The organism is Pseudoalteromonas sp. CO348 (genome assembly GCF_004208845.1).
Taxonomy (GTDB): domain Bacteria; phylum Pseudomonadota; class Gammaproteobacteria; order Enterobacterales; family Alteromonadaceae; genus Pseudoalteromonas; species Pseudoalteromonas maricaloris.
Genome location: NZ_SGPI01000002.1, coordinates 96,306 through 122,393, shown reverse-complemented (window position 1 = coordinate 122,393; position 26,088 = coordinate 96,306). Strand labels below are relative to the sequence as shown.

Annotated in this window: 25 protein-coding genes and 2 tRNA genes; 11 read left to right on the top strand and 16 right to left on the bottom strand. The window is 44.2% G+C overall.

Annotated elements, in window-relative coordinates:
- Position 1 precedes the first annotated feature (1 nt).
- The 4 genes from EXT48_RS00760 to nudE all read right to left on the bottom strand — a co-directional run bounded on the left by EXT48_RS00760 (position 2) and on the right by nudE (position 1,930).
- Positions 2–78: transfer RNA gene (locus tag EXT48_RS00760), tRNA-Met, on the bottom strand.
- A gap of 165 nt (positions 79–243) precedes the next feature.
- Positions 244–320 (bottom strand) — tRNA-Met (locus tag EXT48_RS00755).
- 241 nt (positions 321–561) lie between these two features.
- Positions 562–1,365 (bottom strand): 3'(2'),5'-bisphosphate nucleotidase CysQ, encoded by an 804-nt coding sequence (gene cysQ, locus EXT48_RS00750; RefSeq protein ID WP_095728585.1) that lies wholly within the window; start codon positions 1,363–1,365, stop codon positions 562–564.
- A 1-nt stretch (position 1,366) separates the two neighbouring features.
- On the bottom strand, positions 1,367–1,930 hold the full coding sequence (nudE, locus tag EXT48_RS00745; protein ID WP_095728586.1) for an ADP compounds hydrolase NudE: 564 nt from the start codon (positions 1,928–1,930) through the stop codon (positions 1,367–1,369).
- Positions 1,931–1,991: 61 nt separating this feature from the next.
- Between nudE and yrfG the strand changes: the two genes are divergently transcribed.
- Complete coding sequence (gene yrfG, locus EXT48_RS00740; protein WP_045989426.1) at positions 1,992–2,651, top strand: GMP/IMP nucleotidase; 660 nt, start codon at positions 1,992–1,994, stop codon at positions 2,649–2,651.
- Here yrfG and EXT48_RS00735 read toward each other — a convergent pair.
- Positions 2,648–3,268 (bottom strand): dUTP diphosphatase, encoded by a 621-nt coding sequence (locus EXT48_RS00735; RefSeq protein ID WP_017219351.1) that lies wholly within the window; start codon positions 3,266–3,268, stop codon positions 2,648–2,650. The two genes, yrfG and EXT48_RS00735, sit on opposite strands and share 4 nt — an antisense overlap.
- A 114-nt stretch (positions 3,269–3,382) precedes the next feature.
- Here EXT48_RS00735 and EXT48_RS00730 point away from each other — a divergent pair, with 114 nt between their 5' ends.
- Entirely contained in the window at positions 3,383–4,009 is a 627-nt protein-coding gene (locus EXT48_RS00730; protein WP_130163319.1) for a peroxiredoxin-like family protein, read from the top strand.
- Between the two features lie 39 nt (positions 4,010–4,048).
- Here the strand turns inward: EXT48_RS00730 and EXT48_RS00725 are convergent, their stop codons facing one another.
- The 3 genes from EXT48_RS00725 to EXT48_RS00715 are packed head-to-tail and all read right to left on the bottom strand — an operon-like array spanning position 4,049 to position 7,508.
- Positions 4,049–6,382: a fatty acid cis/trans isomerase gene (locus EXT48_RS00725; RefSeq protein ID WP_130163318.1), complete on the bottom strand. Its 2,334-nt coding sequence runs from the start codon at positions 6,380–6,382 to the stop codon at positions 4,049–4,051.
- Positions 6,383–6,865 (bottom strand): hypothetical protein, encoded by a 483-nt coding sequence (locus EXT48_RS00720; protein WP_240703330.1) that lies wholly within the window; start codon positions 6,863–6,865, stop codon positions 6,383–6,385.
- On the bottom strand, positions 6,843–7,508 hold the full coding sequence (locus tag EXT48_RS00715; RefSeq protein ID WP_102055880.1) for an SDR family oxidoreductase: 666 nt from the start codon (positions 7,506–7,508) through the stop codon (positions 6,843–6,845). Before EXT48_RS00715 ends, EXT48_RS00720 begins: the two co-directional genes overlap by 23 nt.
- A gap of 157 nt (positions 7,509–7,665) precedes the next feature.
- Here EXT48_RS00715 and EXT48_RS00710 point away from each other — a divergent pair, with 157 nt between their 5' ends.
- Positions 7,666–8,394, top strand: coding sequence for a transporter substrate-binding domain-containing protein (locus EXT48_RS00710; RefSeq protein ID WP_130163317.1), 729 nt, complete (start codon positions 7,666–7,668; stop codon positions 8,392–8,394).
- On the opposite strand, the gene EXT48_RS00705 is transcribed toward EXT48_RS00710, so the two are convergent.
- Positions 8,391–9,191 (bottom strand): VOC family protein, encoded by an 801-nt coding sequence (locus EXT48_RS00705; RefSeq protein ID WP_130163316.1) that lies wholly within the window; start codon positions 9,189–9,191, stop codon positions 8,391–8,393. The genes EXT48_RS00710 and EXT48_RS00705 overlap by 4 nt on opposite strands.
- A 180-nt stretch (positions 9,192–9,371) precedes the next feature.
- Here EXT48_RS00705 and EXT48_RS00700 point away from each other — a divergent pair, with 180 nt between their 5' ends.
- Complete coding sequence (locus EXT48_RS00700; RefSeq protein ID WP_130163315.1) at positions 9,372–9,842, top strand: DUF3015 family protein; 471 nt, start codon at positions 9,372–9,374, stop codon at positions 9,840–9,842.
- Between the two features lie 330 nt (positions 9,843–10,172).
- Positions 10,173–11,693 (top strand): DUF4105 domain-containing protein, encoded by a 1,521-nt coding sequence (locus EXT48_RS00695; protein WP_240703329.1) that lies wholly within the window; start codon positions 10,173–10,175, stop codon positions 11,691–11,693.
- Between the two features lie 4 nt (positions 11,694–11,697).
- On the opposite strand, the gene EXT48_RS00690 is transcribed toward EXT48_RS00695, so the two are convergent.
- The 4 genes from EXT48_RS00690 to tesB form a co-directional block, all read right to left on the bottom strand.
- Positions 11,698–12,354, bottom strand: coding sequence for a DUF799 domain-containing protein (locus EXT48_RS00690; RefSeq protein WP_130163314.1), 657 nt, complete (start codon positions 12,352–12,354; stop codon positions 11,698–11,700).
- 1 nt (position 12,355) lies between these two features.
- Entirely contained in the window at positions 12,356–12,700 is a 345-nt protein-coding gene (locus tag EXT48_RS00685) for a DUF4810 domain-containing protein (RefSeq protein ID WP_017219344.1), read from the bottom strand.
- A 36-nt stretch (positions 12,701–12,736) separates the two neighbouring features.
- Positions 12,737–13,405: a CsgG/HfaB family protein gene (locus EXT48_RS00680; RefSeq protein WP_039494727.1), complete on the bottom strand. Its 669-nt coding sequence runs from the start codon at positions 13,403–13,405 to the stop codon at positions 12,737–12,739.
- Between the two features lie 334 nt (positions 13,406–13,739).
- Positions 13,740–14,597, bottom strand: coding sequence for an acyl-CoA thioesterase II (gene tesB / locus EXT48_RS00675; RefSeq protein WP_045989393.1), 858 nt, complete (start codon positions 14,595–14,597; stop codon positions 13,740–13,742).
- Between the two features lie 153 nt (positions 14,598–14,750).
- Between tesB and EXT48_RS00670 the strand changes: the two genes are divergently transcribed.
- Positions 14,751–15,212, top strand: coding sequence for an EVE domain-containing protein (locus tag EXT48_RS00670; RefSeq protein ID WP_130163313.1), 462 nt, complete (start codon positions 14,751–14,753; stop codon positions 15,210–15,212).
- Here the strand turns inward: EXT48_RS00670 and EXT48_RS00665 are convergent.
- The gene (locus EXT48_RS00665) at positions 15,209–15,391 is read right to left on the bottom strand and encodes a hypothetical protein (RefSeq protein WP_010374482.1); all 183 of its coding nucleotides are present in this window, start codon (positions 15,389–15,391) and stop codon (positions 15,209–15,211) included. The two genes, EXT48_RS00670 and EXT48_RS00665, sit on opposite strands and share 4 nt — an antisense overlap.
- Positions 15,391–16,470 (bottom strand): potassium channel family protein, encoded by a 1,080-nt coding sequence (locus EXT48_RS00660; RefSeq protein WP_130163312.1) that lies wholly within the window; start codon positions 16,468–16,470, stop codon positions 15,391–15,393. The genes EXT48_RS00665 and EXT48_RS00660 overlap by 1 nt, the downstream gene beginning before the upstream one ends.
- A 122-nt stretch (positions 16,471–16,592) precedes the next feature.
- Here EXT48_RS00660 and EXT48_RS00655 point away from each other — a divergent pair, with 122 nt between their 5' ends.
- From EXT48_RS00655 to EXT48_RS00635, 5 genes are all read left to right on the top strand, one after another.
- Positions 16,593–17,537 (top strand): chemotaxis protein CheV, encoded by a 945-nt coding sequence (locus EXT48_RS00655; protein WP_010374479.1) that lies wholly within the window; start codon positions 16,593–16,595, stop codon positions 17,535–17,537.
- A 145-nt stretch (positions 17,538–17,682) separates the two neighbouring features.
- Positions 17,683–19,848 carry a DNA helicase II gene (gene uvrD, locus EXT48_RS00650; RefSeq protein ID WP_010607891.1) on the top strand — a complete coding sequence of 722 codons (2,166 nt, stop codon included), beginning with the start codon at positions 17,683–17,685 and terminating at the stop codon, positions 19,846–19,848.
- Positions 19,826–21,895, top strand: coding sequence for a GNAT family N-acetyltransferase (locus EXT48_RS00645; protein WP_130163311.1), 2,070 nt, complete (start codon positions 19,826–19,828; stop codon positions 21,893–21,895). Before uvrD ends, EXT48_RS00645 begins: the two co-directional genes overlap by 23 nt.
- Positions 21,876–22,973, top strand: coding sequence for an ABC transporter substrate-binding protein (locus tag EXT48_RS00640; RefSeq protein ID WP_069023458.1), 1,098 nt, complete (start codon positions 21,876–21,878; stop codon positions 22,971–22,973). Before EXT48_RS00645 ends, EXT48_RS00640 begins: the two co-directional genes overlap by 20 nt.
- Before the next feature lie 41 nt (positions 22,974–23,014).
- Complete coding sequence (locus EXT48_RS00635; RefSeq protein WP_039494743.1) at positions 23,015–23,863, top strand: CZB domain-containing protein; 849 nt, start codon at positions 23,015–23,017, stop codon at positions 23,861–23,863.
- A gap of 106 nt (positions 23,864–23,969) precedes the next feature.
- Here EXT48_RS00635 and typA read toward each other — a convergent pair whose 3' ends face one another.
- Entirely contained in the window at positions 23,970–25,790 is a 1,821-nt protein-coding gene (gene typA, locus EXT48_RS00630) for a translational GTPase TypA (protein WP_010374470.1), read from the bottom strand.
- Positions 25,791–26,088: the final 298 nt, after the last annotated feature.

The following is a 26,088-nucleotide window of genomic DNA, read 5'->3' as shown; positions in this document are numbered from 1 at the left end:
TTGGTTGCGGGAGCCGGATTTGAACCGACGACCTTCGGGTTATGAGCCCGACGAGCTACCAGGCTGCTCCATCCCGCGCCTGTATATTTTTGTGAATCTATTCTTCGTCGGGGACCGACGACCTTCGATTCTTTCCAGGTTTAGCGAGTCCGACGAATGATTTATCATTCTGCTCCATCCCACGCCTGTATTTGTACTTAATTTTTAGTCTTGTACTTGAGACTTTATACATCCAACTGATGTTGGTTGCGGGAGCCGGATTTGAACCGACGACCTTCGGGTTATGAGCCCGACGAGCTACCAGGCTGCTCCATCCCGCGCCTGTATATTTTTGTGAATCTATTCTTCGTCGGAGACCGACGACCTTCGATTCTTTCCAGGTTTAGCGAGCTCGACGAATGATTTATCATTCTGCTCCATCCCGCGCCTGTATTTTCTTAAAAAGGACTTCCTTTTCAAGAGGCCGCTATAATAATGGATTAAAATTTTATTGCAAGGGATTTAATGCTTAAAACAATTCAAGTGCGCAAAAATCCCACAACCTTCAACTTAAGCCGTTATTTATTCTATCGTTCGATGATGTGGACTGATCAACTTTTGCCATTGCCAATCGGGATGCCCCATAACAATAAAGTCTGGGTTTTCGGTAGTTTCTCGTCGATTGTAGGTCAACGGGTTAAACTCAGCATCGGTAATACAACCCCCGGCTTCTTCCACGATGATCTGTGACGCGCCAGTATCCCACTCTCCCGTTGGTCCTACTCGTAAAAAACAATCCGCCTTACCTTCTGCGATAATGCAGGCTTTTAATGAACATGACCCAAGTGCCACGGTGTCGAACTGACTATTTAAGTACTGGCTTACCGCTTCAAGCTTTTGTCTACGGCTTACTGCCAATGTCAGCGTTTCTCGTGGCGAGACGAAAATACGTTTACTTTCGCCTGAGTCACTACGTTTAAACGCACCTTCATCTTTGCTCGCGTAATATGTCAGCCCTTGAGATGGCCAGTAAATGACGCCTAACACAGGATGATTATTTTCGATTAGCGCAATATTGACGGCAAAGTCACCGCTTTCAAGAATAAATTCCCCTGTGCCATCCATAGGATCGAGTAACCAGTAGCGCTGCCAATCTTGTCGCTCACTCAATGGTGGAATTGGTGTTTCTTCAGACATTACCGGAATGTCAGGTGCTATTTCAGCAAGACCCGCCATTAAGATCTCATTAGATGCCAAATCTGCGGCAGTAACAGGAGTGTGGTCAGACTTTTCTTTTTTACCAATATCATCAGCTTGATAGATTGCCATAATGGCTTCACCGGCACGTTGTGCCAGTGCGATGCAAGGCTCTAAATAGGACTGCAATTTACGCCTCCAGATTCAAATGTGCTTTTAATAACAGTAGTGCCGCGACACTTCTTGCTTCGGTAAAGTCCTCTTGATGTAACAGATCATATAATTTATCTAGCGGCCACTTCACTACTACCAGTGGCTCTGGCTCATCACCTTCAAGCTGTTCTGAGTAAAGTTCACTAGCGACCAAAATATGCATTTTAGCATTAAAGTAACTCGGTGCCAGTGACACTACTTTGAGTTCAGAGAAAGCATTTGCACCAAAACCCACTTCTTCTTTTAGCTCTCGGTTACCCGCTTCCACCGGGGTTTCGCCAGGGTCAATTAGCCCTTTGGGAAAGCCGAGTTGATAGTCATGTGTTCCTGCACAGTATTCTCTCACTAATAATAGCTCATTATCAGCAGTTATGGGCACGATCATTACTGCGCCACGGCCACCGCCACGCACTCTTTCGTATTCACGTTGCTCGCCATTCGAAAAAGATAACGAAAGTGCTTCTACCGTGAATAATTTGCTTTTAGCCACGACGTCGCAAGCTAAAATTTCTGGTGGTGTGGGATGCTTTTTATGTGACATAGATCATTATTTGCTATCATGGCGAATAACCTAATCATAAAGCCTTTGAAGTTAAATGCCTATGCTAAATTGGTCAAATATCGATACCGTTTTGTTAGATATGGATGGCACATTACTCGACCTCCATTTTGATAATCACTTTTTTCTCGACGTTGTGCCTAAGGCACACGCAAAACGTCAAGGCTTAACCCTTGAGGCTGCAAGGGCCGACATCCTCGCGCGTTATGACGCAGTAATGGGCCAGATAGAATGGTATTGCCTAGATTATTGGCAGGAGCAGCTACAGCTCCCTATTATGGAGCTTAAACGTGAAGTACAACACTTGATCTCCATTCGTGAGGATGTACCAGCGTTTTTAGAGGCCTTAAGAGAGAGTGGAAAACAGCTTATCTTGTTGACCAACGCTCACCCAAACAGTCTAAGTTTGAAAATTGAGCGTACCCAATTCGATAAGTATCTCGACAAATTGGTTTCAACCCATGAATATGGCGTAAGTAAGGAAAGTCAAATGTTGTGGCAACAGGTAGAGCGTGATTTGGGCTTTGATAAGTCCCGCACTTTATTTGTGGACGATAGCATTAGCGTGTTAAATGCTGCGCAAGAGTTTGGTATTGGCCATTTACTTGCTGTTGCTAATCCTGATAGTCGGCAACCAGAGCGAGAGATCACTGAATATCTTTCAGTCTCCGATTACCGTACCTTGCTACCTATTATAGATTAAGCTGGGTAGCGAGCTTTTAAGCCGTCGTACACGTGTGTTTTAAAGTCTGGGTGCGCTGTATCTAGACTTTTCACCACTTCGACTAAGTGTTCGTTATCTTCTTGGCCATTCCATACCTTGATGTAAGAGCCATCTTTATAGCCATGATCTTGGCGGAAGAAGTTAAGCGTGTTTTTACCGACATATCCACGGTATAGATCGTCAATAGACATCCCGATTTGCTGCATACATCCCGCAAACGCATGGGCATCAAACTCACGTTTGGTCACAGCCGCACTTGCAAGTAATTCAAGGGTTTCCTTGAAGTCTTCTGCGGTAGTTGGCTTTGCCAATTCAGCCTCTAATTGAGTCGCTAATTGCTCAAATGACGTTTCGCCATCGATACGTAAAGACAAGCCAAAATGAAAAATATCCACTAGCTCTAAAATCACTTGCTCAGTATCTGGCGTTTGCTTTTTCCACCATTTCCAGCCGTAGTGATCTAGCATTTCTGCACACTCAACCCAAATTGCGCGGTACCATTCAAACCCTTGTTCAAACCATTGTTGGTGTACTTTGGTGTTCATGGCATGTTGCATTTCTAGCATAACCACAAGCTTAGTGATGTTTGCAGACATTGTGCTCTCTCTTCATGGAAATCAATTACGAGCGATATCATACCGAAGTGAAAGATTTTCGCCAGCGCTTAGGTCTTCTGAGTCGATATCAACTTGAAACCCTAGGAACTTTTTATGCGTCATTTTATTTTATCGCTCGCTTTGGCTTGTTCAGCCTTTGTCAGCGCAGCTGAAATCACTAATATCGCCGCAGCACCTGAGCAAGTGAGCCCACTCCTTCCAGGCATTGATGCCCCTGCATTACAACTCAAAGATAAGTCAGGTAAAACTGTTGACCTCGCGACACGCTATAAAGAAAATATCACCGTACTGGTGGTTTATCGTGGTGGCTGGTGTCCATACTGTTCAAGACAGCTCGCGGGGATCCAAGAAATTGAACCACAGCTTGTTAAAATGGGGGCACAAATTATTGCTATCGCACCAGACTCACCTGAGGCGCTGGCAAAAAGTACAATTGAATCCCCTCACTACCAACTGTTGTCTGATAGCGAAATGCGTATGAGCCAAGCGTTAGGTCTCGCCTATTTTCTAGATGATAAAACAGCCCTTGCTTATCGCAACAAGTTGGGCGTAAATTTTGTTGATTTTGAGGGGAACGATAAAGTTGCCTTGCCGGTGCCGGCGGTATTTGTAGTCGATAAGAAGGGCTTGATCCAATTTCAATACGCAAACCCAAATTACAAAGTGAGATTGGATGAAAGCGTGCTACTAGCTGCGGTCAAAGCAGCTAGTCAACTATAGGAAAAGCACATAAAAAATGGAGTCCGAAGACTCCATTTTTTAGCGGTTTTCTAAACGGTTATAGTCAAATAAACCATATTCAACACCACGTGTTTGCTTGGCAATATCGTGGATTAAATCACTGTAACGCCAAAACTCTGGGTGAGTCCTGCGGATCCCATATTGCGCTCGTAGCGCTCGGTAATCAGACTCACTATTCATTTGGCTAAATGATGAGACGAAGTCCTCTTGTGCTGCCTCGCTTTCTAAATACCAAATTGCCTCTGGGTAATCTCCGATAAAACCTGGCACAATCGTCGCTGTATCTTCGGTATACGCTCTTTGCCCTTCTTCATTTAACAAACTGGAGATATTGTAGTGGGCATTATGGTGTAATAGCGAGAACGCTTGATGTGAACCGTCACTTTGCTTAGTAATAATAAACGAGACCTGTGGAAGCAAATTAATCGCCCTAACGGACATGCTATTGAGTGCCTGCAGTGGCTTGCCGACGGCTTGATAGTCATAATCCCTATTTAGAACGGGCTTAAGCACAGCATGCAGTTTGTCATACAGCTCTTGCTTTGGATCGTCCGTTTCGTATTTTATCCCCGTTGGCGCACCGATTAGTGATTTGCGATTGATAAACTCACTTAAGCTCAAGTGTGACTTACGATACCAATAGCGTTTAATTTCCTGACGATGACTAAGTGGCAGCAGATTTAAAAAGTTTTGCTCACCTTCAAGCCTCAAGAAGTCCATATATAAGCGTGTGATAAGCTGATGACCAATGTTGCCATACACGTCAAAACCCGCCACCAGCAAGTAGTGAATGCGCTCGAACAAAGCATAGTCTAATACCCAAGCTGTTTTGGGAGGCTGGCCGATAAAACCTTTAACCACCGTTGCGCTATCAAAATGACGGAAGATAGTTAATGCTGCATTCGGGTTTTCCCCCTCTCCACGCCAAATCAAGTCCATATTGAGACGCTGCCCATCGGCAAACATCTTATCTGCAAGCTCTGTTTTGGCACGTAAGTAATCCTGCTGCTTAGTGGCGTATTTAGCCCAACTGGAAAGCGGTAACGCATTACTTTGCTCAGCCGCAGGTAGCACCAAATCTTCATCATGTTTAAGCAGCAGCTGGTTCACCGCTTCGTTGCTATTTTTTTCAGGATCAACAAACGCCACCCAAAAATGGTCGTTAATGACGTTAAGCGCTATTTGACCTCGACATACAGGGCCTTTGATAAAGCCTTTTACAATTAACTCGGCCTCATCCAGCATAAATTGATAACGAGAATTGACCGGAATATCTTTGAATACCTTAAATGGGTTTGCTGCAAGCTCTGGCTCATAACCTGGCAGTTCATCCACGTGATAATCCGCTGCATAAAATTGCTGATGTAACCGTGATAGCTTAGCGTCGTTCAATGCCAGTGGCATGTGAGTTTTTGACAAAATGGTACTGCGCACTTGCATCAATCGATAATACACTCTATCGATCTTAGGATCGTCAAACGGACGTACCGAGCTCACCAGCGCGACTGGCTGGCCAGGCGGCGTGCTTGAGCGTACCAATTGGAAAAACGCAGGGTCATCCAAGTGAGGGAAGTAGATATGAGCTAAATACCAATGCTCAAAAATATAACGCGCGGCAAGGCGGTGCTTATTGGAGTCCTGATTAAGAAATTGTTCCCACTTTTTCACTTCTTTTTGTGCTGCAACACTTGGCTTTGCAATCTGGCTCATTTTACTGCCACTTTGCAGCCAGGCTTCCAAGGTTTTGAATTCATCATGCGTGAGCGCTGGTAAGCCGTAGGGCATACCCGCATGAGGCTGTTGTTTCGCAAGGGTAGTGAATTCATCCATGGTTGGGCAAGACTGCGTTCTATCTAAAGAGAAATCAAACTCTTTATCCAAGATGCCTTGCTCAGGAAAATGATGAGACATTTTTAACAGCAAGCTATTATAAAGCACACTTCCAGCTAGGTTGCTGTATTCAGATTGATTGCGCTCATTCAGCACTGGGGTAAAACCACGCTCGCGCCACTGTGTCGTGGTTTGGGCATCGAATAACAGCCGGGTTGGTGTTTGTGCTAACAACCGTGTGCCGTCATACACTAATTCCTTCGACAATCCCCTATCTATTCCTTCTGGAGATGACAATTTGAGCTGGCAGGGTGCGTCATAACAACCATGGCAAACCACACAACGCGACTCCAAAATGGGCTTCACGCTTTGTAAGTAACGTGCACCGCCTTGGTGATATTGTTCGATTCGTGCTTGGGGTTGCTCTGGTCCAAACATATCATCATATTTAGACACACCCAAAGCCACACAGCCAGAAAGCACGGCGACAACCACCGCACAAAACAGTGCACGTTTAGACATTTACTCGCCCTCGTCGTCATCCAGCCCAAGATCAAAAGTCGGCATCATTTCTACTGGAGGCGAGACAAATAATGCATCGCTACTGGTGCTCAGTACAGCACTGAGAATAGGCCCGCGATTAATGAGCAATTGCAACTGATGCTCTGCCCCTATCAACTCAGTCACTGTCGTACTAATGTTGTTGAGCGCATAGTCATCAATATGCAAGCTAATATTCTCATCTTCTTTTGGGTTTTGGCACAAATGAGCAAGGAGGTTCTCACTCAACATCACTGATACTTCAGCATCTGGAGAGTCGATATCACGATTCTCGATGTTGTCGTCTAACAAAAAAAGCGGCAGTGATAATGGGGTATCTTGTTGTAATTCCATCAAAGGTGACCATCTGAGTATTTGCTTTATATTAGCACAGTTAGATGGCTGATGGCTGAAAAGGGGGGCGACGATGCGCCCTGCTTGATTACCAAGGAAGCGTGTCTCCATTGGAGTGCCAAAAGCCACCACTGTTTTCGATAGTTAGGTGTTCAATTCTCTTAATTAAACGTTCCGCCGCAACATCTGGACCAATATCACCTGCAAATCCCACCATCTGCGTTTGCACAAAGCCAGGATGGAATAGTCCAACAGCAATATCTTGGTTTTTCAGCTCGTGAGCCATACTTACGCTCGCCGCGTTCAGTGCAGCTTTCGACATTCTATAACCAATGTAACCACCAGAACCATTATCTGCAATCGAACCCATACGACTTGTGATCATGGCAACTTTACTACCTGCTTTGAGGTTATCGAGCAGTGCATGAGTGACTCGAATTGGTCCTAACGCATTAACGTTAAATTGGTGGTCGATATTTTCAAAATCCATTTCCACTAGTGTTTCGTTATGAAATACCCCAGCGTTATTAATAAGAATGTCTATTTTCTCCGAGCCCAATGCCGCCAATAGCTTTTTCGCGCCATTTTCCGTCGCAACATCTATATCTTCAATGATATCCACGCCTAGAGATTCTAGTTCTGCCGATGCTTTGCGAACAACCGCAGTTACTTTGCAGCCTAGAGATAAGTATTGTTTACAAAACTCTAATCCAATCCCACGATTAGCACCGGTCACCAAAACATGTAGTGTCATATCCTTCTCCTCACGATTTTTATGCTCAAACTATTACAATTGGTATGAGTTTACTAAACTCAAGGTCAATCCTGGCTGAATTCATTTTTATGATGTACTTTTTCACTTTCTGACAACTTTGCTACAGTTATAACTCTGACAACCGTAAGGATATGTTGTGAAACTCGCACTTAGCACCCTCTTGCTTTTCTTTATCCACAAGGCGACGTTCGCCTACCAAATCAATGTCAGTGAGCTGGTCGCTTATCAGCTTGGCCAACAGCAAATCGCACAACTCATGCAAAAAATATACGCACCTTTGGACATCACGCCCACACTTGTCGTGTTACCCAGTGAGCGCGGATTAGAATATGTAGATCAAGGGTTTTATGATGCGGAGGCAGGACGCACTAGCGCTATTGCAAATGCCTATCCTAACTTACTGCAAATACCCGAACCACTTGCAACCGTGCAAATGGCGGTGTTTTGTCTCAAGAAGGAGCATTGTACTTTGTCGACCCGGCAAGACTATGTGGTAATACAAGGCAGTTTAATAACGGAGCAAGTTTGTCAGCGTAAAAGGTTGACCTGTAACGCGGTCTCTAACGATGTTTCTGCGTTTCAAGCACTTGAAAAAGGTCATGTAGAACAAATTTTAGCTGATGACTTATTTGCTCTTGGTGCGCTATGTCAGTCAGGACTCGCCACAGTTTATGTGCGTAGGCTACGAGATGCGAGTTATCCTATTTATCACTATATCAATCGTAAACACCAAGACCTACTGCCGAAATTAACAGCGTCTATCAAGCAGCTAAATAGTAGTGGAGAGCGCGATACTATTCTAAACCGGCTCTCTGAGAGCTTCGCCACTTGCCATGGCAAAGTGATTGAATTAGAAATGCATTAAGTTGAAATATCATCCATGGCAGATTCTATGATAGAGAATACCGCCCCTTGAGGATCCGTTATCACGCTGAAGCGACCTACATCTGGTATATCTGTCGGCGGTACACAAATTTCTCCGCCAAGCTTTTGGGCATATTCAGCTTTACTATCGCAGTCCAATACCGCAATGTAAACCATCCAGTGCGGAGGAATGTCTTCACCCCATTCAGCCGTCATTTCTAACATGCCAGCGACGGGTTGCTCATTTACTTTGAACAAGGTGTAGTCCATATTTCCCATGTCTTTGACTTCGATTTTCCACCCAAATAATGCGGAATAAAAGTCACGACTTTTGGCGCTGTTTTTACTCACTAGCTCAAACCAATAAGGGGTATTCGCTTCAAGATGACGTTGCGTCCCAATATGGCCACCCTCTTGCCATAACGCAAACACCGCTCCACCTGGCTCCTTTAACATTACCATCCGCCCTGCCCCTGGGACATCATGAGGGCCTGCAAGCACTTCAGCACCGAGTTCGTTAGCTTTGTTTAGACATTCATCGACATTGTCTACCGCCACATAAGCAAGCCAGTGACTAGGCATGCCTCCCTGTTGTTGTTCAGCGGTCATCTGATACATCGCTGCGACATCATCGACTTCTTTTTGCAACATGGTGTAATAATAATCTTCACCAATGGGTTGGTCTAGAATTTGCCAATCAAATAGTTGGCTATAGAAGGGTTTTGCTGACTGCCAATCGCTTGAACACAATTCAATCCAACAAAAATAACCGGGTCTAAATTCACTAATTATTGCCATGATAAGCACCAAAATCATTCAAGTGTATTGAATATAGCAGCAGTAGCCTAAAGCCGCCTGAGGCATTTACACAATTTTACAAGTGTGGGAGGTTTATTGTTGTGGAATTAGAAATTAACCTATAGAATCCCGTTCCGCCTTTGAAGACTAGGCGAAATAAAAACAACTATAGGATGTAAAATGTTTAAAACTACTCTAGCTGCAGCGATCGTCGTTGGCGCAATGACTGCCCCTCTAGCTGCACACGCTTCTGATTCTGTAAACCCTTGGCAAGAATGTGGTATCGGTGCAATCATCTTCCCAGATAATGGTGCTGCTGCTGCAATTTCGAATATCATTTGGGACCTTGGTACGACTGCTGTTTCTACAAAGATTTCATCTGTAGAATCTTGTGCTGGTCGTGAAGTAAAAACTGCAATGTTTATTCAGCAAACATTCCCTACACTTGAGAAAGAAATTGCGGAAGGCCAAGGTGAATACGTATCTGCGATGTTAGCAGTACGTGGCTGTGACGCAGCAGCAACAGCTGACATCGTAACCGCTATCAGAAATGACTACGCAGCGCAGCCTGCAAATAACGCTGAAGCACTATACAACATCGTAGAAACTCGCGTTTCGACTAGCTACTCAGCTCAGTGTAACGCAAGCTAAATAGCATAGGTGAGCACATCTAGCGCTGTGCTCACTTTTTTGATGAAGACCGTTCTTAAATATACAGCTTACAGCTTACTGTTTTATAGTACAGCCACATTAAGCTTTGATACCAACGAGCTGGCTCAAAACACAACGTGGCAAAAACTTCTCCACCTAAAGAAAGATGGCCACAGTTTAATAAAATCAGCTTCTTTTTTTCTATCTGATCACACCCAATTTTCACCAGCTAACGAACTTAATGCAACTATTGCAGCTTTTCAACGTGAGCCTAGTTCACAGTGCCAATTTCCGGCTCGAGCCAAGTGGCTAAGATCCCAAGGCGTTTCGTTGCCAAAAGCGCCAGCTTGCGTGGCTTTTGATGAATGGAAAAATGAAGGTGACTGGGATTCTATCAGCTTAGTGTTTGCCTCTGGATACATGAGCAACCCGGCCTCGCTGTATGGGCATATGTTACTTAAAATCGGCTCTGAATCAGCTCACAATATCCTGTTAGACCGGAGTGTCAATTATGGCGCAATCGTTCCAGAGGAAGAGAATGGGTTAGTTTATATAACTAAAGGATTATTTGGCGGCTATCAGGCTGGCTTTTCAGATCAGCGCTTTTTTCATCATCACCATAACTACAGTGCGGACGAGCTGCGTGACCTTTGGGAGTACAAATTAAATTTAACATCAGATGAAGTCGAATTTATTACAAAACACCTTTGGGAATTACTAAACGCTCAATTTGATTATTACTTTGCTGACGAAAATTGCGCATTTCATATCGCACAACTTATTGAACTTGTGCTTGATAAGCCATTAACGGCTGACCTACCGCCTTGGGTGATCCCTGTCACTATTTTTGATAGATTGAATCAAGCTAAGCACCAAGATAATTCTTTAGTGTCAGCGATTCATTATATTCCTTCAACAAGCAGTGAGTTCTACAACCTATATGAAAAATTAAGTCCTGAGCTCAGATCGTTGGCAATCCATCTTTATCACCATCAAAAAGACTTTAATAATGAAAAGTATCAACAGCTTCCAACTGAGCAAAAAGTAATATTACTTGAAGTATTGATGAGCTTTATACAGCTGCAACTTACCTTAGAAAGAGACGAGAAACGCAACAGCGAGTTTAAACGTGTATTGCTAAAAGAACGAATAAAGCTTCCAGCAGGCATCAGTAAGGCGAAATCTCTCTTGGCTATAACACCAAGTGACAAAGCACCACACTTAGCAACAAAACCGTCGAAAGTAAGCCTAGCCATTCAGTCACAGTCCGATTCAGAGTATACCGCGAGGTTTGGCTTTAGATTGACATATTTTGATTCGCTTTCTCCAGACACTGCTAGAGTTAAATTTTCAAACTTAGAAATGCTGGATGTAGAACTTGCGCTAGCTGATAACGACATTGATATTTACAAGTTTGACGTGCTGGATTTAGAGTCCTTTAATCCAAGCTATGCAAAAGGGTTTGATAACCAAAACTGGGCTTGGCGCCTACGCTTAGGCTATGAAAAGCTGCAGGCTTATTGTAATGATTGCGCTTTTGTTGGATTAAATACTGCTGCAGGCTACGCCCATCTGCTAAATGCTAGCAGCATCACATTTGCTCTCGCAACAATAGAAACTTTTTCTATAAATAACAATTACTATCTCAGCCCAGGTATTGAAGTTGGCTTACTTTCAAGGCTAAATAATTCTTTTGCATTCAGAACCTCTATCTCGAAAAACACTCATCACGCAGCACATATCAAACTTGAGCTCGCAAACCAGCTTTCGCCTCAATCCGATGTAAGAATTGGTTGGGACTATGCAGAAACATCCCGACTTTCATTACAGTTCAATTATTATTGGGATTAGTGGCTCACTTCGGCTGCCCATACTTAGGTGAGCGCACGCCATAAAGCAAACCACTGCTTGAGTCCGCTGATAATAATCTCTGTGATGCTTTCTGTGAAACTTCAAATCCTTTATCTGAAGTGCTTTCAATCACCTGATTTAGTACCGCGCCAATCAATGCGCCAGCCAAACTGTTATCACGGTCATCTCTGTCTTCACTACTTGACGCTTTTGACTTACCACGCCAAATTACTTGGCCAGTTTTTAAATCAACCAACCTTGCCGATAGCGCGACTGTAGTGTCACTATCTAATACAACGTATGACGTACCATAATCTTGAATCTCTATGTATAAAGCAGCGTCGGCAGCAAAGATTTCATAGAGCTTGTCTATCGCAACATTGTGAACATCATGAGCCACAGTTAAGCCGTTATTTTTAAAAGTCTCATTGACCAAAGATACTGGAAAAACATAATAGCCAGAGTCTGCAAGTGGCTTCACCACTGTCGCCATGACCCCGTAAGGCGCAACCACCTCATTGGAATTATTGATAGGCGGTAACACCAGTATCGACTTAGGATCGCTTTGAATAAAAGCGCTGTAATCCTGCTTAGGAGCCGTCGCACAGCCATTCAATAAGGCAAAAGTCAAAAGCACCAAGCTCGCTTTAATCCATTTCATCTTATTCTCCCTGTGCATTTTTTAGTAAAAAGTCGATATATTGCCTGGACTCAGGATACAGTTGTTTTTCCTGTTCAAAATACGCAAAACCTTTGCTGTCATCCCCTTGCATTAAATATAAGTAACCGAGATGCGCATACATGCCTGGTGCTGGACTTATCTGCTTTACTTCGGCGCGCGCAATGCTTGACTCTAACTGACTGATCTGCTGTTCAAGCGACTGCCCATCACCTCGAAAGAACTCATAGAGGTTACGTTCGTAAGAACCGTAATAATATTGTGGTGTCGTACTCTGACACCCAGACAATATCAATAGTAAAGTCGCCACAAATATCGTTTGCTTCATAATTTACCTGAGGTTTAGATTAGCTGTGGGGATTGTCTATAAAGGCTTCCAATCGCCTTTCTCGATGCCGCTAACCAAGTTATTAACGGCCTCACGAATGGCTAAATCCAGTACCTTGCCGTTTAGCGTTGAGTCATACCCTGCAGTGCCACCAAAACCAACCACTTCGCGATTAGATAAGCTGTATTCTCCAGCTCCTTGCACCGAGTACACGACTTCTGAACTAGTCACATCAACGATATTCAGATTTACCTTAGCGTAAGCAATTTGCGATTTTCCTTTACCTAGAATACCGAATAATTGTTTATCACCTACTTCTTTTCGACCAAACTCAGAAACATCTCCCGTGATCACAAAGTTAGCACCCTTAATACTTTGTTTTGCACCAGCAAATCCAGCTTCTTGGGCTATCTCTGTCATGTTTTCTCTATCTAAAACAATAAAGCGATTACTCTGCTGTAAATGGGTGGTCAGAATAGTTTTAGCCTGAGAGCCCAAGCGGTCCGGTCCTGAACTAAACACCCCATTGTGAAAAGCTGAACGGTTTTGCAATTTACCAACCGCTAACTGACTTTTTGGGCCATTGTAAACTTGATTATATGAGGCCACTTTTGGTGCTTCTACCGTTCTTGATGCTTCCGTTGCGCAACCCGCGGTTAATCCGACAAACGTCAATGCAATTACAGTGGCGAGCGGTTTATTCATTATCATTCTCCTAGAGTCATATGTGTCTGTCTGTGACGTGACGATTCGTTTTGTTAATAACAATGTAGATAAATTTAGCTGACTTTAGTGTTAATTTTTGTTTGGGAAAAATGCAATAACGCTACATCTAGATGGAATTTTAAAGATAGTGCAAAATCAAACCGAGTACAGCACCGGAAAAAGTAGTGCAGACGACTTTAGGAACGGCCATCAATAAACAGGAAAACCCTCTGCAAGCAATGGCTTATAATTTTATAAGTTTATACTTTGCTTAGTGCAGTACAAAGCACCAAGCAAGATTACTGTTAAAAAGCGCCATACACTTTCCAACAAATTAGCGTTGGCGCATCACGCCTTCTTGAATAGTCGACGCAACTAACTCACCTTGGCGGTTAAAAAATTGGCCACGTACTAGGCCTCGGCCATTAGACGCGCTCGGACTATCAACGCTATATAAAATCCATTCATCCATTCTAAACGGACGATGGAACCACATCGCATGGTCTATTGTCGCAACTTGCATATTTGGCTGCATAAACGACAAACCATGTGGTTGTAGTGCTGTTGGTAAAAATTCAAAATCTGAAGCATAAGCCAGCAAATAGTTGTGGATCCTTCTGTCGTCCGGCATCTCACCATTGGCTTTAAACCAAACATTTCTCACTGGGTCCTGTTTTTTGGGTTTAAATGGATTTTGAAAGTTTACAGGGCGCATATCCAGCGGCATTTCTTGCGTAAATTTCGCTCGAAGAGATTCTGGAATAAGGTCCGCATGTTCTTGATAAAAGTGGAGTGATGACTTTAACGTTTCAGGCTCTGGCACATCCGGCATCAAAGATTGATGAGAAACGCCCGGCTCATCCCCTTGGAAAGAGGCAGTCATGTAAAATATCGGCTTACCATATTGAATGGCACTGATCCTACGAGTGCTAAAACTGCGACCATCACGAATGTTTTCGACATCGTAGACAATGGGCTTGCTCGCATCACCAGGACGCAAAAAGTAAGAATGCAGCGAGTTAACAAAGCGCCCTTCTGGTAAGGTGTATTTTGCTGCGGACAACGCCTGCCCCATCACCTGACCTCCAAACACTTGAGGAAAACCAAGGTCTTGGCTTTGACCTCGATATATCCCTTGCTCAATTTCTTCAAGGCTGAGTAAATCCAACAGATTTTGTAACACTTGACTCATGTTGCACTCCGAACGTCTAGTAGAACTGGCGATAGTCGTTATAATGAGATAATACTTTTACCAAATCCAAGTAAGACTCGGACTGGTAGCAAACCAAGTATATTGCTCAAATGAGTATAATACATCATAACTCAAACTATTGGACTAACCCATATGGCTTATTGGCTGTTTAAAACAGAACCCGATGCATTTTCCATTGATAACTTAAAAAACGCGCCTGAGCAGCAAACTTTTTGGGAGGGAATTCGTAATTATCAGGCAAGAAACTTCCTGCGCGACGAGGTTAAGGTAGGTGACTCAGTGTTTATTTACCACTCAAGCTGTAAAGTGCCTGCGGTTGTCGGTATTGCCAAAGTGGTGAAAGCAGCAGAGCCAGATCCACACCAATTTGACTTAAGCAGTGATTATTATGATGCCAAATCAAGCACCGATAACCCTCGCTGGGTAGGCGTCACTCTAGCATACGAGCAGCACCTACGCCCGGTGACCCTGCAGGCGATAAAAGCCAACAATGCGCTCACCGAGCTGGCTTTAAAAAAAGGGGGACGGTTATCCATCATGCCCATCATCGAACCTGAGTGGCAGGTTATTTTAGAGATGTCGGGGCAAAGCTAACGTTTTGCTTTGCCTTTTTGTCGCCCGTGTTTAGGCACTATGCTGATATATAGCAGTAAAGCGACCCAAGAAAATAGTAGCGTTCCTATCAGCCAGCCGTTTTTTTCATGCCCTTTGCTGCGCTTGCTTCCTGCAACTAAAGCGACAGGAAGTAAGTAAGCGCACACAACAGCAATCATCAAGAAGAGTTCTTCGAACATAGTGATGACCAGTCAACCTCTGATGCAAGCACTCGCTGTGGTGCAATATAGTGCAAAATATCTCCCCCTGTGATGTTGTAATCCAAAGGTGGGTTTAGATCCATGTCTAGCGCATTTATATCGTGCGCAACACCGAGCAACGTCGCATCATGATGCTGTTTAAAATAACCAAAAATATCACCAAAGGTTAAACAGCTTACCTCTGCAGGTAAGGCTAAGCTGAATTGCGTATCGCCGTGTAGCGTCGACAGCAATTCCTCTTGTACTCGGCTTGAGCCTGGGTCTTGCATGGCTCGCACTAAGATTTCCGCAGACATAGATGCTGAGCATTCAACATTTTTACAATGCTCTCTTAAAAGCAGCGCTTTGCTATCGTCCAAGAAGTGCGCGCTAATATGCGCTTCGGATTTTACTACTCGGCTAAGCTTTAGCGCGGTGGTAAATGTCTGGTTATCATCATCGCCATCAATGATGATTTTGTCAGCCCGCTCGATGTTAATCCGACTTAACTGTTCGTCATCAGTAAAGCTGGTTAACCGCGCAAATGCGACTTCTGGATAGCTCAACAGCGGATGCTCCATGACCTCGGTGACGGCCAATACGATTTTTCTATCTTCGCGTTTATTGTCACCTAAAATGTAGTCCACCATTTTTTTCGTTCTCACATCATGCCAACCAAAAATTACGATGTGGTTTTGCAAATGTGCAAAGTCTTTTTCCCCTGTCATGCCTCTTCTCACCCAATACGTCACAAATTGTCCAGCTTTTCCCAATAACACACCAAATAGCGCAAGGCCAAATGGGATCTGTATAATGGCAACGACTAAACGGCCAAAATCCGTTGTTGCACTAAAGTCTCCGTAGCCAACTGTTGAAGTCGTCACTACGTAGTAATAAAAGAACGTGCTCAGTGGCAATAATGCCGATTCATTGCTGAGCCATAACAACCCCCAAGTCACCGACATATGAATGAGCGTTGCCATAAATAACAGTTGCCAGCTGGCCTTATCCACATGAGCCCGCATCAAAACAACTAAACGCTTAAAAATTATAGGCATATTGCTTCCCTATCAAATACATACTGCTACCTTACTGCAGATTTTAGCCAAAAAACAACACGACATATCGACTTCTTTGATATAGTCTTAGAAAAGGTTACAAGAAGTAATGAGGGGTTAACATGGCTGGCGTATTGGCCTCAGTAGATCAACGCACACAACTGGTGGGTGAAAACCGCCTTGAGTTGCTATTATTTCATCTTCATAGCCGCCACTTTTTTGCGCTCAACGTCTTCAAGGTAAAAGAAGTTGTTAAGCTCCCTCATCTCAATAAAATGCCCAATGCACACCCTAAAGTATGTGGCGTAACCAATATTCGTGGCGAGTCTATTCCGGTTATCGATTTACGACAAGCGATATGCATGCCGCCATGCGACCGAGACAAAGACTGCAACCTAGTGATCACAGAATACAACCGCTCAGTGCAGGCCTTCTTAGTTGGTAAAGTTGACCAAATCGTCAATACTACGTGGTCCGATATTATGCCAACCCCTAAGTCTGTTGGCCGCAATCACTATCTCACTGCACTGACTAAAATCAAACGTGACGGCGTTGAACACATCGTTGAAATTATCGATGTAGAAAAGGTACTTGCCGAAATCGTTGAATACAAAGTTGAGATCCCGCAAGACATTCTAGATAAAGATATCATCAACGAGTTTCATGGCCGCAAAATTCTACATGCCGATGACTCGCCGACCGCTCGTCGTCAAGTTGCCGATACCTTGGCACAATTAGGCATAGAAATCATCCCAGCAACTGACGGCCAAGAGGCGCTCAATGTGTTAAAGCACTGGGCCGACGAAGGTATCGACGTACAAAAAGAATTACTTGCAGTGATCACCGATGCAGAAATGCCAGTTATGGATGGTTATCGACTCACCTATGAAATTCGCAATGACAGTCGCCTGAAAGACCTTTATGTCATTCTCAATACCTCACTCAGTGGCAGCTTTAATAATGCCATGGTCGAAAAAGTGGGTTGTAATGCGTTTCTATCAAAATTCCAACCCGATTTATTGGTAACAGAGGTACAAAATCGGTTGAAGGACGTTTTGCAAAAATAAACATAAACACTGTATAAAAAACCAGTTTATGTTTCTTTATAAATCATAATGTTATCTTTTCTCGGTTAGGTTTGCTTTGCGATATGCTGGGATTTACGGCAACGACTCGGTATACTTGCCATCATTTGAGCAAATAGGCAAAGCAATGGACGTATCAGAATTACTCGACGGCCTCAACGACAAACAGCGCGATGCAGTCGCCGCGCCTCTGCAAAACATGTTAGTGCTCGCAGGTGCGGGGTCAGGTAAAACACGAGTACTCGTTCATCGTATTGCTTGGCTTATGCAAGTTGAGCACGCCTCTGCATTTAGTATTTTCGCGGTAACCTTTACCAATAAGGCAGCCAAAGAAATGCGTGCTCGTGTTGAAGCGACGCTCAATGGCCCTGTTGGTGGCATGTGGATAGGTACTTTCCACGGCCTAGCCCACCGCATGTTACGCGCCCATCACCGTGAAGCTAAATTACCAGAATCATTTCAAATTCTAGATAGCGATGATCAGCAACGAATGATCCGCCGTTTGCTCAAAGCCATGAATATCGATGAGAAAAAGTGGCCACCTAAGCAGTTAAGCTGGTATATCAGCGCGCGTAAAGACGAAGGATTAAGACCCAAAGATATTCAAGCATACGATGTCAATGAACAGCTGATGTTGAATGTATATAGTGCTTACCAAGATGCCTGTGATAGAGCCGGTCTTGTTGATTTTGCCGAGATCCTATTGCGCTGCTACGAGCTATTACAGCAACAACCTACCTTGCTACGTCACTATCAACAACGCTTCCGCCATATGCTAGTGGACGAGTTCCAAGATACCAACAGCATTCAATATTTGTGGCTACGCCTGCTTGCAGGTAGTGACAACAATATCATGATCGTAGGGGATGACGACCAGAGTATTTACGGCTGGCGTGGTGCAAAAATAGAAAACATCAAACGTTTTCTGGACGACTTTAACGCCGAAACGATCCGACTTGAACAAAATTATCGTTCTACTGCAACCATTCTAAAAGCATCCAATGCGCTCATTGAAAACAACGCCGAACGAATGGGTAAAAGTCTCTGGACCGACGGTAACCAAGGCGAGCCGATCTCAATTTACGCCGCTTTTAATGAACTTGATGAAGCACGCTTTGTGGTTGGCAAAATTAAATCTTGGTTACAAGCTGGCAATGCGCTCAGCGACAGCGCCGTACTCTACAGAAACAACGCACAGTCCCGGGTGTTAGAAGAAGCCTTACTTCAAGAAGGGCTAAAATACCGTATTTATGGCGGTATGCGCTTTTTCGAGCGTCAAGAGATTAAAGATGCCTTATCCTACCTGCGCATTATTAGTAATCGTAATGACGATGCGGCATTTGAGCGTGTGATAAACACGCCTACCCGTGGTATTGGTGATAAAACATTAAGTCATATTCGCGATTGTGCACGTCACGAATCACTCTCACTTTGGGATGCAGCCAAAGCTGTGCTTGCGCAAAAGCATTTAGCTGGAAGAGCTGCTACGGCGGTGACAAAATTTATTGAATTAGTCGAGCAGCTCGACGATAAAATTGCCGAGCTTGAACTGGCACAACAAGCGCAGACAGCCATTGAGCAGTCAGGTCTCATGGCAATGTATCAAGCCGAAAAAGGCGAAAAAGGCCGTGCTCGAGTGGAAAACTTGGAAGAATTGATCAGTGCTTGTGGTCAGTATGAGCTGCCTATCGATGAAGATTTTACTTCACCATTACAAGGCTTTTTAGCCTATACCTCTTTGGAGGCAGGCGAAGGCCAGGCTGACGAGCACGAAGACGCGGTACAAATGATGACGCTGCACTCGGCCAAGGGTCTCGAGTTCCCATTGGTCTTTATGGTTGGGGTGGAAGAAGGCATGTTCCCATCGCAACAAAGTAATGAAGAATCGGGCCGATTGGAAGAAGAGCGCCGTTTGTGCTACGTCGGTATGACGCGTGCCATGGATAAGCTTTACATTAGCCACGCAGAAAGTCGCCGCTTGTATGGTCAAGAAAAACATCACAGCCCTTCAAGGTTCTTACGTGAAATTCCTGAAGACTGCATGGAAGAAATTCGGATTAAAACGCAAATTTCTCGTCCGGCTAACTCGGGTCGATTCAGCCCATCAATCAGTCACGCGACCTTTGAAGATAGCGGCTTTAATTTAGGCCAGCGTGTCCTGCATGCCAAATTTGGTGCAGGCACAGTGCTTAACTATGAAGGTGCAGGTGCTCAATCACGCATCCAAGTTAGCTTTGATGATGTTGGTAGTAAGTGGTTAGTAACCGCCTATGCAAGACTTCAAGCACTCTAATCTGCCGCTATTACGTTCTCAGCTTGCCGATGCCCGCCATCGGCAACTCTTGCTTATCACCGGCAGTCAAGCTTGGTGTTACGCGCAGTGTCAGCAGCTACTAGCAAACTCAAACGATAATCTTATTCTAAGTAGCAGTAAGACATTAGAAAATGCCGTTTGGCCCGAGCATTTACACCAAATACTCGGACAAGAATTTAGTAATCTAGTCTACGATGGCTTTAGCGGTATTGTGCCTAACAAAATCGCAGCTGCTGCGGGCACGGTAAAGGCAGGCGGCTTACTGCTGTTGTTACTTCCCGAGGTAGATGAACTCGACCACTGGCTAGACCCTACAATTACCCGCTGGTGCTCAGAGGGGCAAACGCCCATACGTAGCTACTTTTTAAAAAGGTGGCAACAACTCTGGCAGCAACAACCAGCTTGGCATATCAGTGAGCACTTTGGGGTTCAACTGCCCTTAGCGTATCTTGCTGCAAGTTCGGCGGTTTGTGGTATTGAGGAGCAACAAAACGTACTGACACAACTCTCCACAGCATTGGAAAACCAGCAAACACCTGTATTACTAAGCGCTGACAGAGGCAGGGGAAAGAGTGCGCTATTAGGCCTCTTGGCATCAAAGCATCCTACGCAACAATTTGTTATTTGTAGCCGTCACCTTCATGCTCTGCATAGTTGCTTTAGCATGCTTGCTCAAGCACTCAATACCGAGGTTGATGTAAAAACGAAGAAGCTGGCTAATCTCAGCTATGTGGCACCAGATGCGTTACTACAACAAGCCTCTGCACTTGATAGCAATACGGTTATTTTGGTAGATGAGGCAGCCGCCCTGCCGGTTCCATTTTTAATACAAGTCGCTCAACTTGGCTTTCGCTGCATTTTTTCCAGCACCTTAGTTGGTTATGAGGGTAATGGTAGAGGCTACACCTTACGGTTTAAACGCTACTTAGAATCACATTACCCAAGTTATCTTGATTTCACCTTATCGACTCCTATTCGTTACGCATCGAATGATCCACTGGAGCAGCAGATCAGGGATTTATTTGTACTCGAGTGTAAAGCGACATCACCCATACTCACTTCCTCAACCACAATGCGTGCTATTTCCCAGAGTGAGTTGATAGAAAATAGCTCGTTACTTGAGCAAGTTTTTTCACTGCTCGTATTAGCCCATTATCAAACCAGCGTGGATGATTTAAGGCAATTATTAGATGCACCCGATCTGCATTTACAAGGTGCATTTTGCAATAACGAGCTAATAGGAATTTGCCTTGCTGTTATCGAAGGCGGACTCGCTTCAGATCTCGCAGAAGATATTCTAGCGGGAAAGCGAAGACCCGCAGGCCATCTCATGGCGCAGCAGCTAACAACAAGCTTTGGTGATAGCCAGTTTGTCACCGAAAAAAGCGTAAGGATCGTTAGAATAGCCGTGCACCCAGATGTACAACAGCAAGGGATTGGCCGTCGCCTACTGGCGTTCTTTGAAACCACATTACCAGAAGATATCAGTTACATAGGAACCAGTTTTGGCCTTACAGCGCCATTGCTTTCGTTTTGGTCACAACGTCACTATCAGCCAATGAAACTGGGGTTTAAGCAAGATAAGGCCAGTGGTGAGTATGCGGTTTTGATGTTCAAAAAAGTCCGAGGCGACTTAGACAACACTTATACTCGAATATTTAAACAAGCTTTTTTCTATCAGTTACGCTCGCACTATCAACAACTAGATACTGAGGTGGTGAGCGCACTATTAGCGACCTTACCCTTTGAACATATAACTAATGAGCAGCTGGATTATTTGCACTATTTACGTAACAGCAATCCGGTTGAGCAACAAGTATGTCCTTTTATATGGCAGCTGATCACAACCGATCCTCGATTACTTAAAAACTTAACTAAAGTTTCCAAAGCATTAGTAATTCGTCTAATATTACAGCAACATTCGACCCAAGTCGTACTTAATTTGCTTGGATTATCTGGTAAAAAGGCCCTCACCACAACGCTAAGAGAGACAGTGCAGCAAGTATATGAGTATTTTCGGTGTTAAGTTTTTACTATTCGTTTTTGCTTCTGCTGTACTGAATTTTACAGTATCCGCTCAATCTGTGGTGAAAATTGGCATGTCTACTGCCCTTTCAGGGCCCGCAAAAGAGATCGGTCAACAACTGAAAGCGGGTGCCGAGCTACACTTTAACTTTTATAATCAGCACAAAGCGAACGGTGCAGCTGCGATTGAGTTGCAGGTGTTGGATGATGGCTATGAGCCACACAAAACCGTAACCAATGCTCGTAAGCTCGTTTACGAAAATAAGGTCGATGCATTGTTTGGCGTAATGGGCACCCCCACATCTTATGCCATAAAGCCGATTTTAGAGCACTCTAAGGTTCCCTTTCTTATGCCATATACTGGCGCTGAGTTTCTTCAAGAACCACATACATTTAATGTCTTCAACCTCCGCACTAGCTACAATAAAGAAGCACAAGATATCATCCGCTACTTTATCGATGAACAAAAGCTAAAGCGGGTGGGTTTACTCATTCAAGCCGATGAATTTGGTCTAACCGTAGAAAAAAGCCTTACCAGAGCGCTTGCGGAACATGGATTAAAACCCGTTGTGATAACGCGTTTTAGACGTAATACAGATGATATTGAACGAGCCCTTGAACAAGCACAGCAGCATAAAATAGAAGGCTTCGCGATGGTAGGCACCTACACGCCACTGTCTAAGTTTATTAATCGTGCGATGGAGGTTGGCCTTGAAACACAATACGCAACGGTTTCATTTGCTTCCTCAAATGAGCTGTTTGCCAGACTCAAAGGCAAACCCAAAGTTTTAGTCACCGAAGTTGTACCCGACCCTGCGATTTGCAAGGGCAAGCTTTGTGATACTTTTCGCGAGGCAGTTCGCAATACCACACTTTCCCATAACGAACAGGTTTTTGAGGGCTATCTCAATGCTTACTTATTGACGACTGCTATCCAGCAATGTGAGCTGCCCATTGATAGCGATTGTCTGCTAAACGCATTACAACAGGAGTTGGAGCATAACTCCGTTATTCGAGAGGTATTTATGCTCCAGCCAGCGCAAAAGAAATTGCCAGTTTACCGCTCCTTTTTCCAATAATGTTCTATGCTTAGTTGATACTGACCATATGCGAGGCTGACATGGATTTAATTAACTTTCGCGTCGGGAAAAAAACAATATCACTGCAAATCCTCGATATTCTATTAACTGAACGCTACGAAGAAAATTTAACGGATTTACCCAATGACAACCCCAGCTTTTTGGGTGTCAAAGATTACATGGGCGTACCGACCCCTATTTTTGATTTAGGGATCATATTGAACAAGCGCTCGTCCTACGAAACCAATCAAGAATTGGTCAGCATGCTAAAGCAGCGAGAGCAAGATCATAAAGAATGGCTTGTCGCACTCGAAGCAAGCATTTTTAACGATGTCCCCTTCACTAAAGCCAAAGATCCAAAACAATGTGCTTTCGGGCAGTGGTATTACGGCTTCAAAACTGAAAATGACGACCTCAAAGCGCTTCTAAAACGCTTCGAAGAACCGCATGCAAAACTACATTCATTAGCAGATAAGCTATTAGTGATGTGTGCACAGGGACACAAACAAGAGGCTATAGATACGCTCGCTCGCGAAAAGAGCACCACTTTTAATAAACTCATGCGATTATTTGAATCCGCTCGTGATCAGATCATGCTCGACCATAAACCTATTATCGTCTTTACCACTCAAGATGGCCAAAGTCCGCATATCGGTTTGCTTGTCGATAAGGTAGAAGATAACGTTCACTGTGATGAAAGCGATATTAAATCACTGCAGGAAATGACCAGTATTGGTTTTGAAATAGATGCGCAAACCAAAAAATTGATGAAAGGCTTGGTCAAGATGGGAAAACGCCACAGCGTATTGATTGACCCTAGCGCCATTTTCCGCCCTGAACATTTACAAAATTATGAGCCAGAAGAAACGGAAGAGTACGGCTTATTTTAGAGTTAGTAAATGGAGCACAAAAAAACGCCGCAAAAATTGCGGCGTTTTTTGTATTCTAAGTAACCTGTCTTCAAGATAAGTTGTTATCCCAAGCCCAGGTCAACTATTACTTAGCTTGGCGGCTTGCGCGTTTACGCTCGCTTTCAGTCAATAGTTTCTTACGAATACGGATGCTTTCAGGCGTTACTTCTACAAGCTCGTCGTCATCGATGAACTCAAGAGCTTGCTCTAAAGACATAACAACAGGTGGCACAAGGTTTTGTGCTTCATCAGTACCAGATGCACGTACGTTGGTTAACTGCTTACCTTTAAGCGCGTTTACCGTTAGGTCGTTATCACGGCTGTGAATACCAATAACCATACCTTCGTACACTTCAACACCGTGACCGATGAATAGGCGACCACGCTCTTGTAGGTTAAATAGTGCGTTTGTTAGCGCTTTACCTGCTGCGTTAGCGATTAGTACACCGTTCTTACGCTGGCCGATGTTACCGCCTTTGTGTGGACCGTAATGTGAGAACGTGTGGTACATCAAACCAGAACCAGACGTTAACGTCATAAATTCAGTTTGGAAACCAATTAGACCACGTGCAGGCATCATGAAGTCCATACGCACACGGCCTTTGCCGTCTGGAGACATGTCAGTCATTTCTGCTTTACGCAAACCAAGCTGCTCCATGATAGAACCTTGGTGCTCGTCTTGACAGTCAATTGTTACTGTTTCGTACGGTTCTTCTAGCTGACCATCAACATGGCGCAAGATTACTTCTGGACGAGATACAGCAATCTCGTAGCCTTCACGACGCATGTTCTCGATAAGAATACCTAAGTGAAGTTCACCACGACCAGATACACGGAAGCTATCAGGGTTATCCGTTTCTTCAACACGTAATGCAACGTTGTGCACAAGCTCAGCTTCTAGACGCTCAAGGATATTACGAGAAGTTACGTATTTACCTTCTTGGCCTGAGAATGGCGACGTGTTTACAGAGAAAGTCATTGTTACTGTTGGTTCATCAACAGACAGTGGCGGTAGTGCTTCAACATTATTCTGACAACAGATAGTGTCAGAGATTTTCAGCTCACCAAGACCTGTGATTGCGATGATATCACCCGCCGTTGCTAGCTCAACTTCGTGACGGTCAAGACCTAAGTAACCCAGTACTTGGCCAACTTTACCGTTACGCGTCTTACCATCAGCACCCACGATAGTCACTTGTTGGTTAGGTTTAACTGAACCACGTGTGACACGGCCAACACCGATAACACCAACATATGAGTTGTAATCAAGCTGAGAAATTTGCATCTGGAACGGACCTTCAGGATCCGCGTTAGGCGCTTCAACTTCGTCTACGATAGCTTGGAACATTGGTTCCATGTTGTCAGACGGCTCATCTAGGTCAAGTGTTGCCCAGCCGTTGATTGCTGATGCGTAGATCACTTTAAAGTCTAGCTGTTCGTCAGTTGCACCTAAGTTATCAAATAGATCGAAAACTTGATCCATTACCCAATCAGGACGAGCGCCCGGCTTGTCGATTTTGTTGATTACAACAATTGGCTTAAGACCCTGAGCAAACGCCTTTTGCGTTACGAAACGCGTTTGTGGCATCGGACCTTCTTGTGCATCAACTAGTAGTAATACTGAGTCAGCCATCGAAAGAACACGTTCTACTTCACCACCGAAATCGGCGTGTCCCGGAGTATCTACGATATTGATACGGTAGTCGTTCCACTTGATTGCGGTATTTTTTGCAAGGATGGTGATACCACGCTCTCTTTCAAGATCGTTTGAGTCCATCACTCGCTCTTCATTACCACCGCGCTGCTGTAGTGTACCTGACTGCTCAAGTAGCTTGTCTACAAGCGTTGTTTTACCGTGGTCTACGTGCGCGATAATCGCGATATTTCTTAACTTTTCGATGCTCATATTATTACTCAGTGAAGTTGGCCCTCAGTGATCCTAGTCGATCTACGCAAAAATGCGCGTTGAGATTGCCCGATTGAGAATTAAAGGTCGCGTATTATCTACTATTAATGTGACAGATGAAAGTTTATCCAACATTTTTTTCAATAATCCTGATTGGTGCGCGCATAAATCAACAACCTTAAGTCGCTTCAGCACAATCCTATTGCAGCTCTAGTCCATTTATGGCCTTTTATCGTCCGATTATGGACTGAACACTTGTAAATAAAATACAAATGTCATTAATATCAATAAAGTAAGT

Coding starts and splice junctions, on each gene's coding strand:
- EXT48_RS00690 (WP_130163314.1), bottom strand. CDS start 12,354: ATGAAATGGATTAAAGCGAGCTTGGTGCTTTTGACTTTTGCCTTATTG.
- EXT48_RS00715 (WP_102055880.1), bottom strand. CDS start 7,508: ATGACACTACATGTTTTGGTGACCGGTGCTAATCGTGGGATTGGATTA.
- uvrD (WP_010607891.1), top strand. CDS start 17,683: ATGGACGTATCAGAATTACTCGACGGCCTCAACGACAAACAGCGCGAT.
- EXT48_RS00665 (WP_010374482.1), bottom strand. CDS start 15,391: ATGATTGCTGTTGTGTGCGCTTACTTACTTCCTGTCGCTTTAGTTGCA.
- EXT48_RS00645 (WP_130163311.1), top strand. CDS start 19,826: ATGCAAGACTTCAAGCACTCTAATCTGCCGCTATTACGTTCTCAGCTT.
- nudE (WP_095728586.1), bottom strand. CDS start 1,930: ATGTCACATAAAAAGCATCCCACACCACCAGAAATTTTAGCTTGCGAC.
- EXT48_RS00655 (WP_010374479.1), top strand. CDS start 16,593: ATGGCTGGCGTATTGGCCTCAGTAGATCAACGCACACAACTGGTGGGT.
- EXT48_RS00635 (WP_039494743.1), top strand. CDS start 23,015: ATGGATTTAATTAACTTTCGCGTCGGGAAAAAAACAATATCACTGCAA.
- tesB (WP_045989393.1), bottom strand. CDS start 14,597: ATGAGTCAAGTGTTACAAAATCTGTTGGATTTACTCAGCCTTGAAGAA.
- yrfG (WP_045989426.1), top strand. CDS start 1,992: ATGCTAAATTGGTCAAATATCGATACCGTTTTGTTAGATATGGATGGC.
- EXT48_RS00700 (WP_130163315.1), top strand. CDS start 9,372: ATGTTTAAAACTACTCTAGCTGCAGCGATCGTCGTTGGCGCAATGACT.
- EXT48_RS00680 (WP_039494727.1), bottom strand. CDS start 13,405: ATGAATAAACCGCTCGCCACTGTAATTGCATTGACGTTTGTCGGATTA.
- EXT48_RS00720 (WP_240703330.1), bottom strand. CDS start 6,865: ATGGAGACACGCTTCCTTGGTAATCAAGCAGGGCGCATCGTCGCCCCC.
- EXT48_RS00730 (WP_130163319.1), top strand. CDS start 3,383: ATGCGTCATTTTATTTTATCGCTCGCTTTGGCTTGTTCAGCCTTTGTC.
- typA (WP_010374470.1), bottom strand. CDS start 25,790: ATGAGCATCGAAAAGTTAAGAAATATCGCGATTATCGCGCACGTAGAC.
- EXT48_RS00660 (WP_130163312.1), bottom strand. CDS start 16,470: ATGCCTATAATTTTTAAGCGTTTAGTTGTTTTGATGCGGGCTCATGTG.
- EXT48_RS00705 (WP_130163316.1), bottom strand. CDS start 9,191: ATGGCAATAATTAGTGAATTTAGACCCGGTTATTTTTGTTGGATTGAA.
- EXT48_RS00735 (WP_017219351.1), bottom strand. CDS start 3,268: ATGTCTGCAAACATCACTAAGCTTGTGGTTATGCTAGAAATGCAACAT.
- EXT48_RS00725 (WP_130163318.1), bottom strand. CDS start 6,382: ATGTCTAAACGTGCACTGTTTTGTGCGGTGGTTGTCGCCGTGCTTTCT.
- EXT48_RS00640 (WP_069023458.1), top strand. CDS start 21,876: ATGAGTATTTTCGGTGTTAAGTTTTTACTATTCGTTTTTGCTTCTGCT.
- EXT48_RS00685 (WP_017219344.1), bottom strand. CDS start 12,700: ATGAAGCAAACGATATTTGTGGCGACTTTACTATTGATATTGTCTGGG.
- EXT48_RS00670 (WP_130163313.1), top strand. CDS start 14,751: ATGGCTTATTGGCTGTTTAAAACAGAACCCGATGCATTTTCCATTGAT.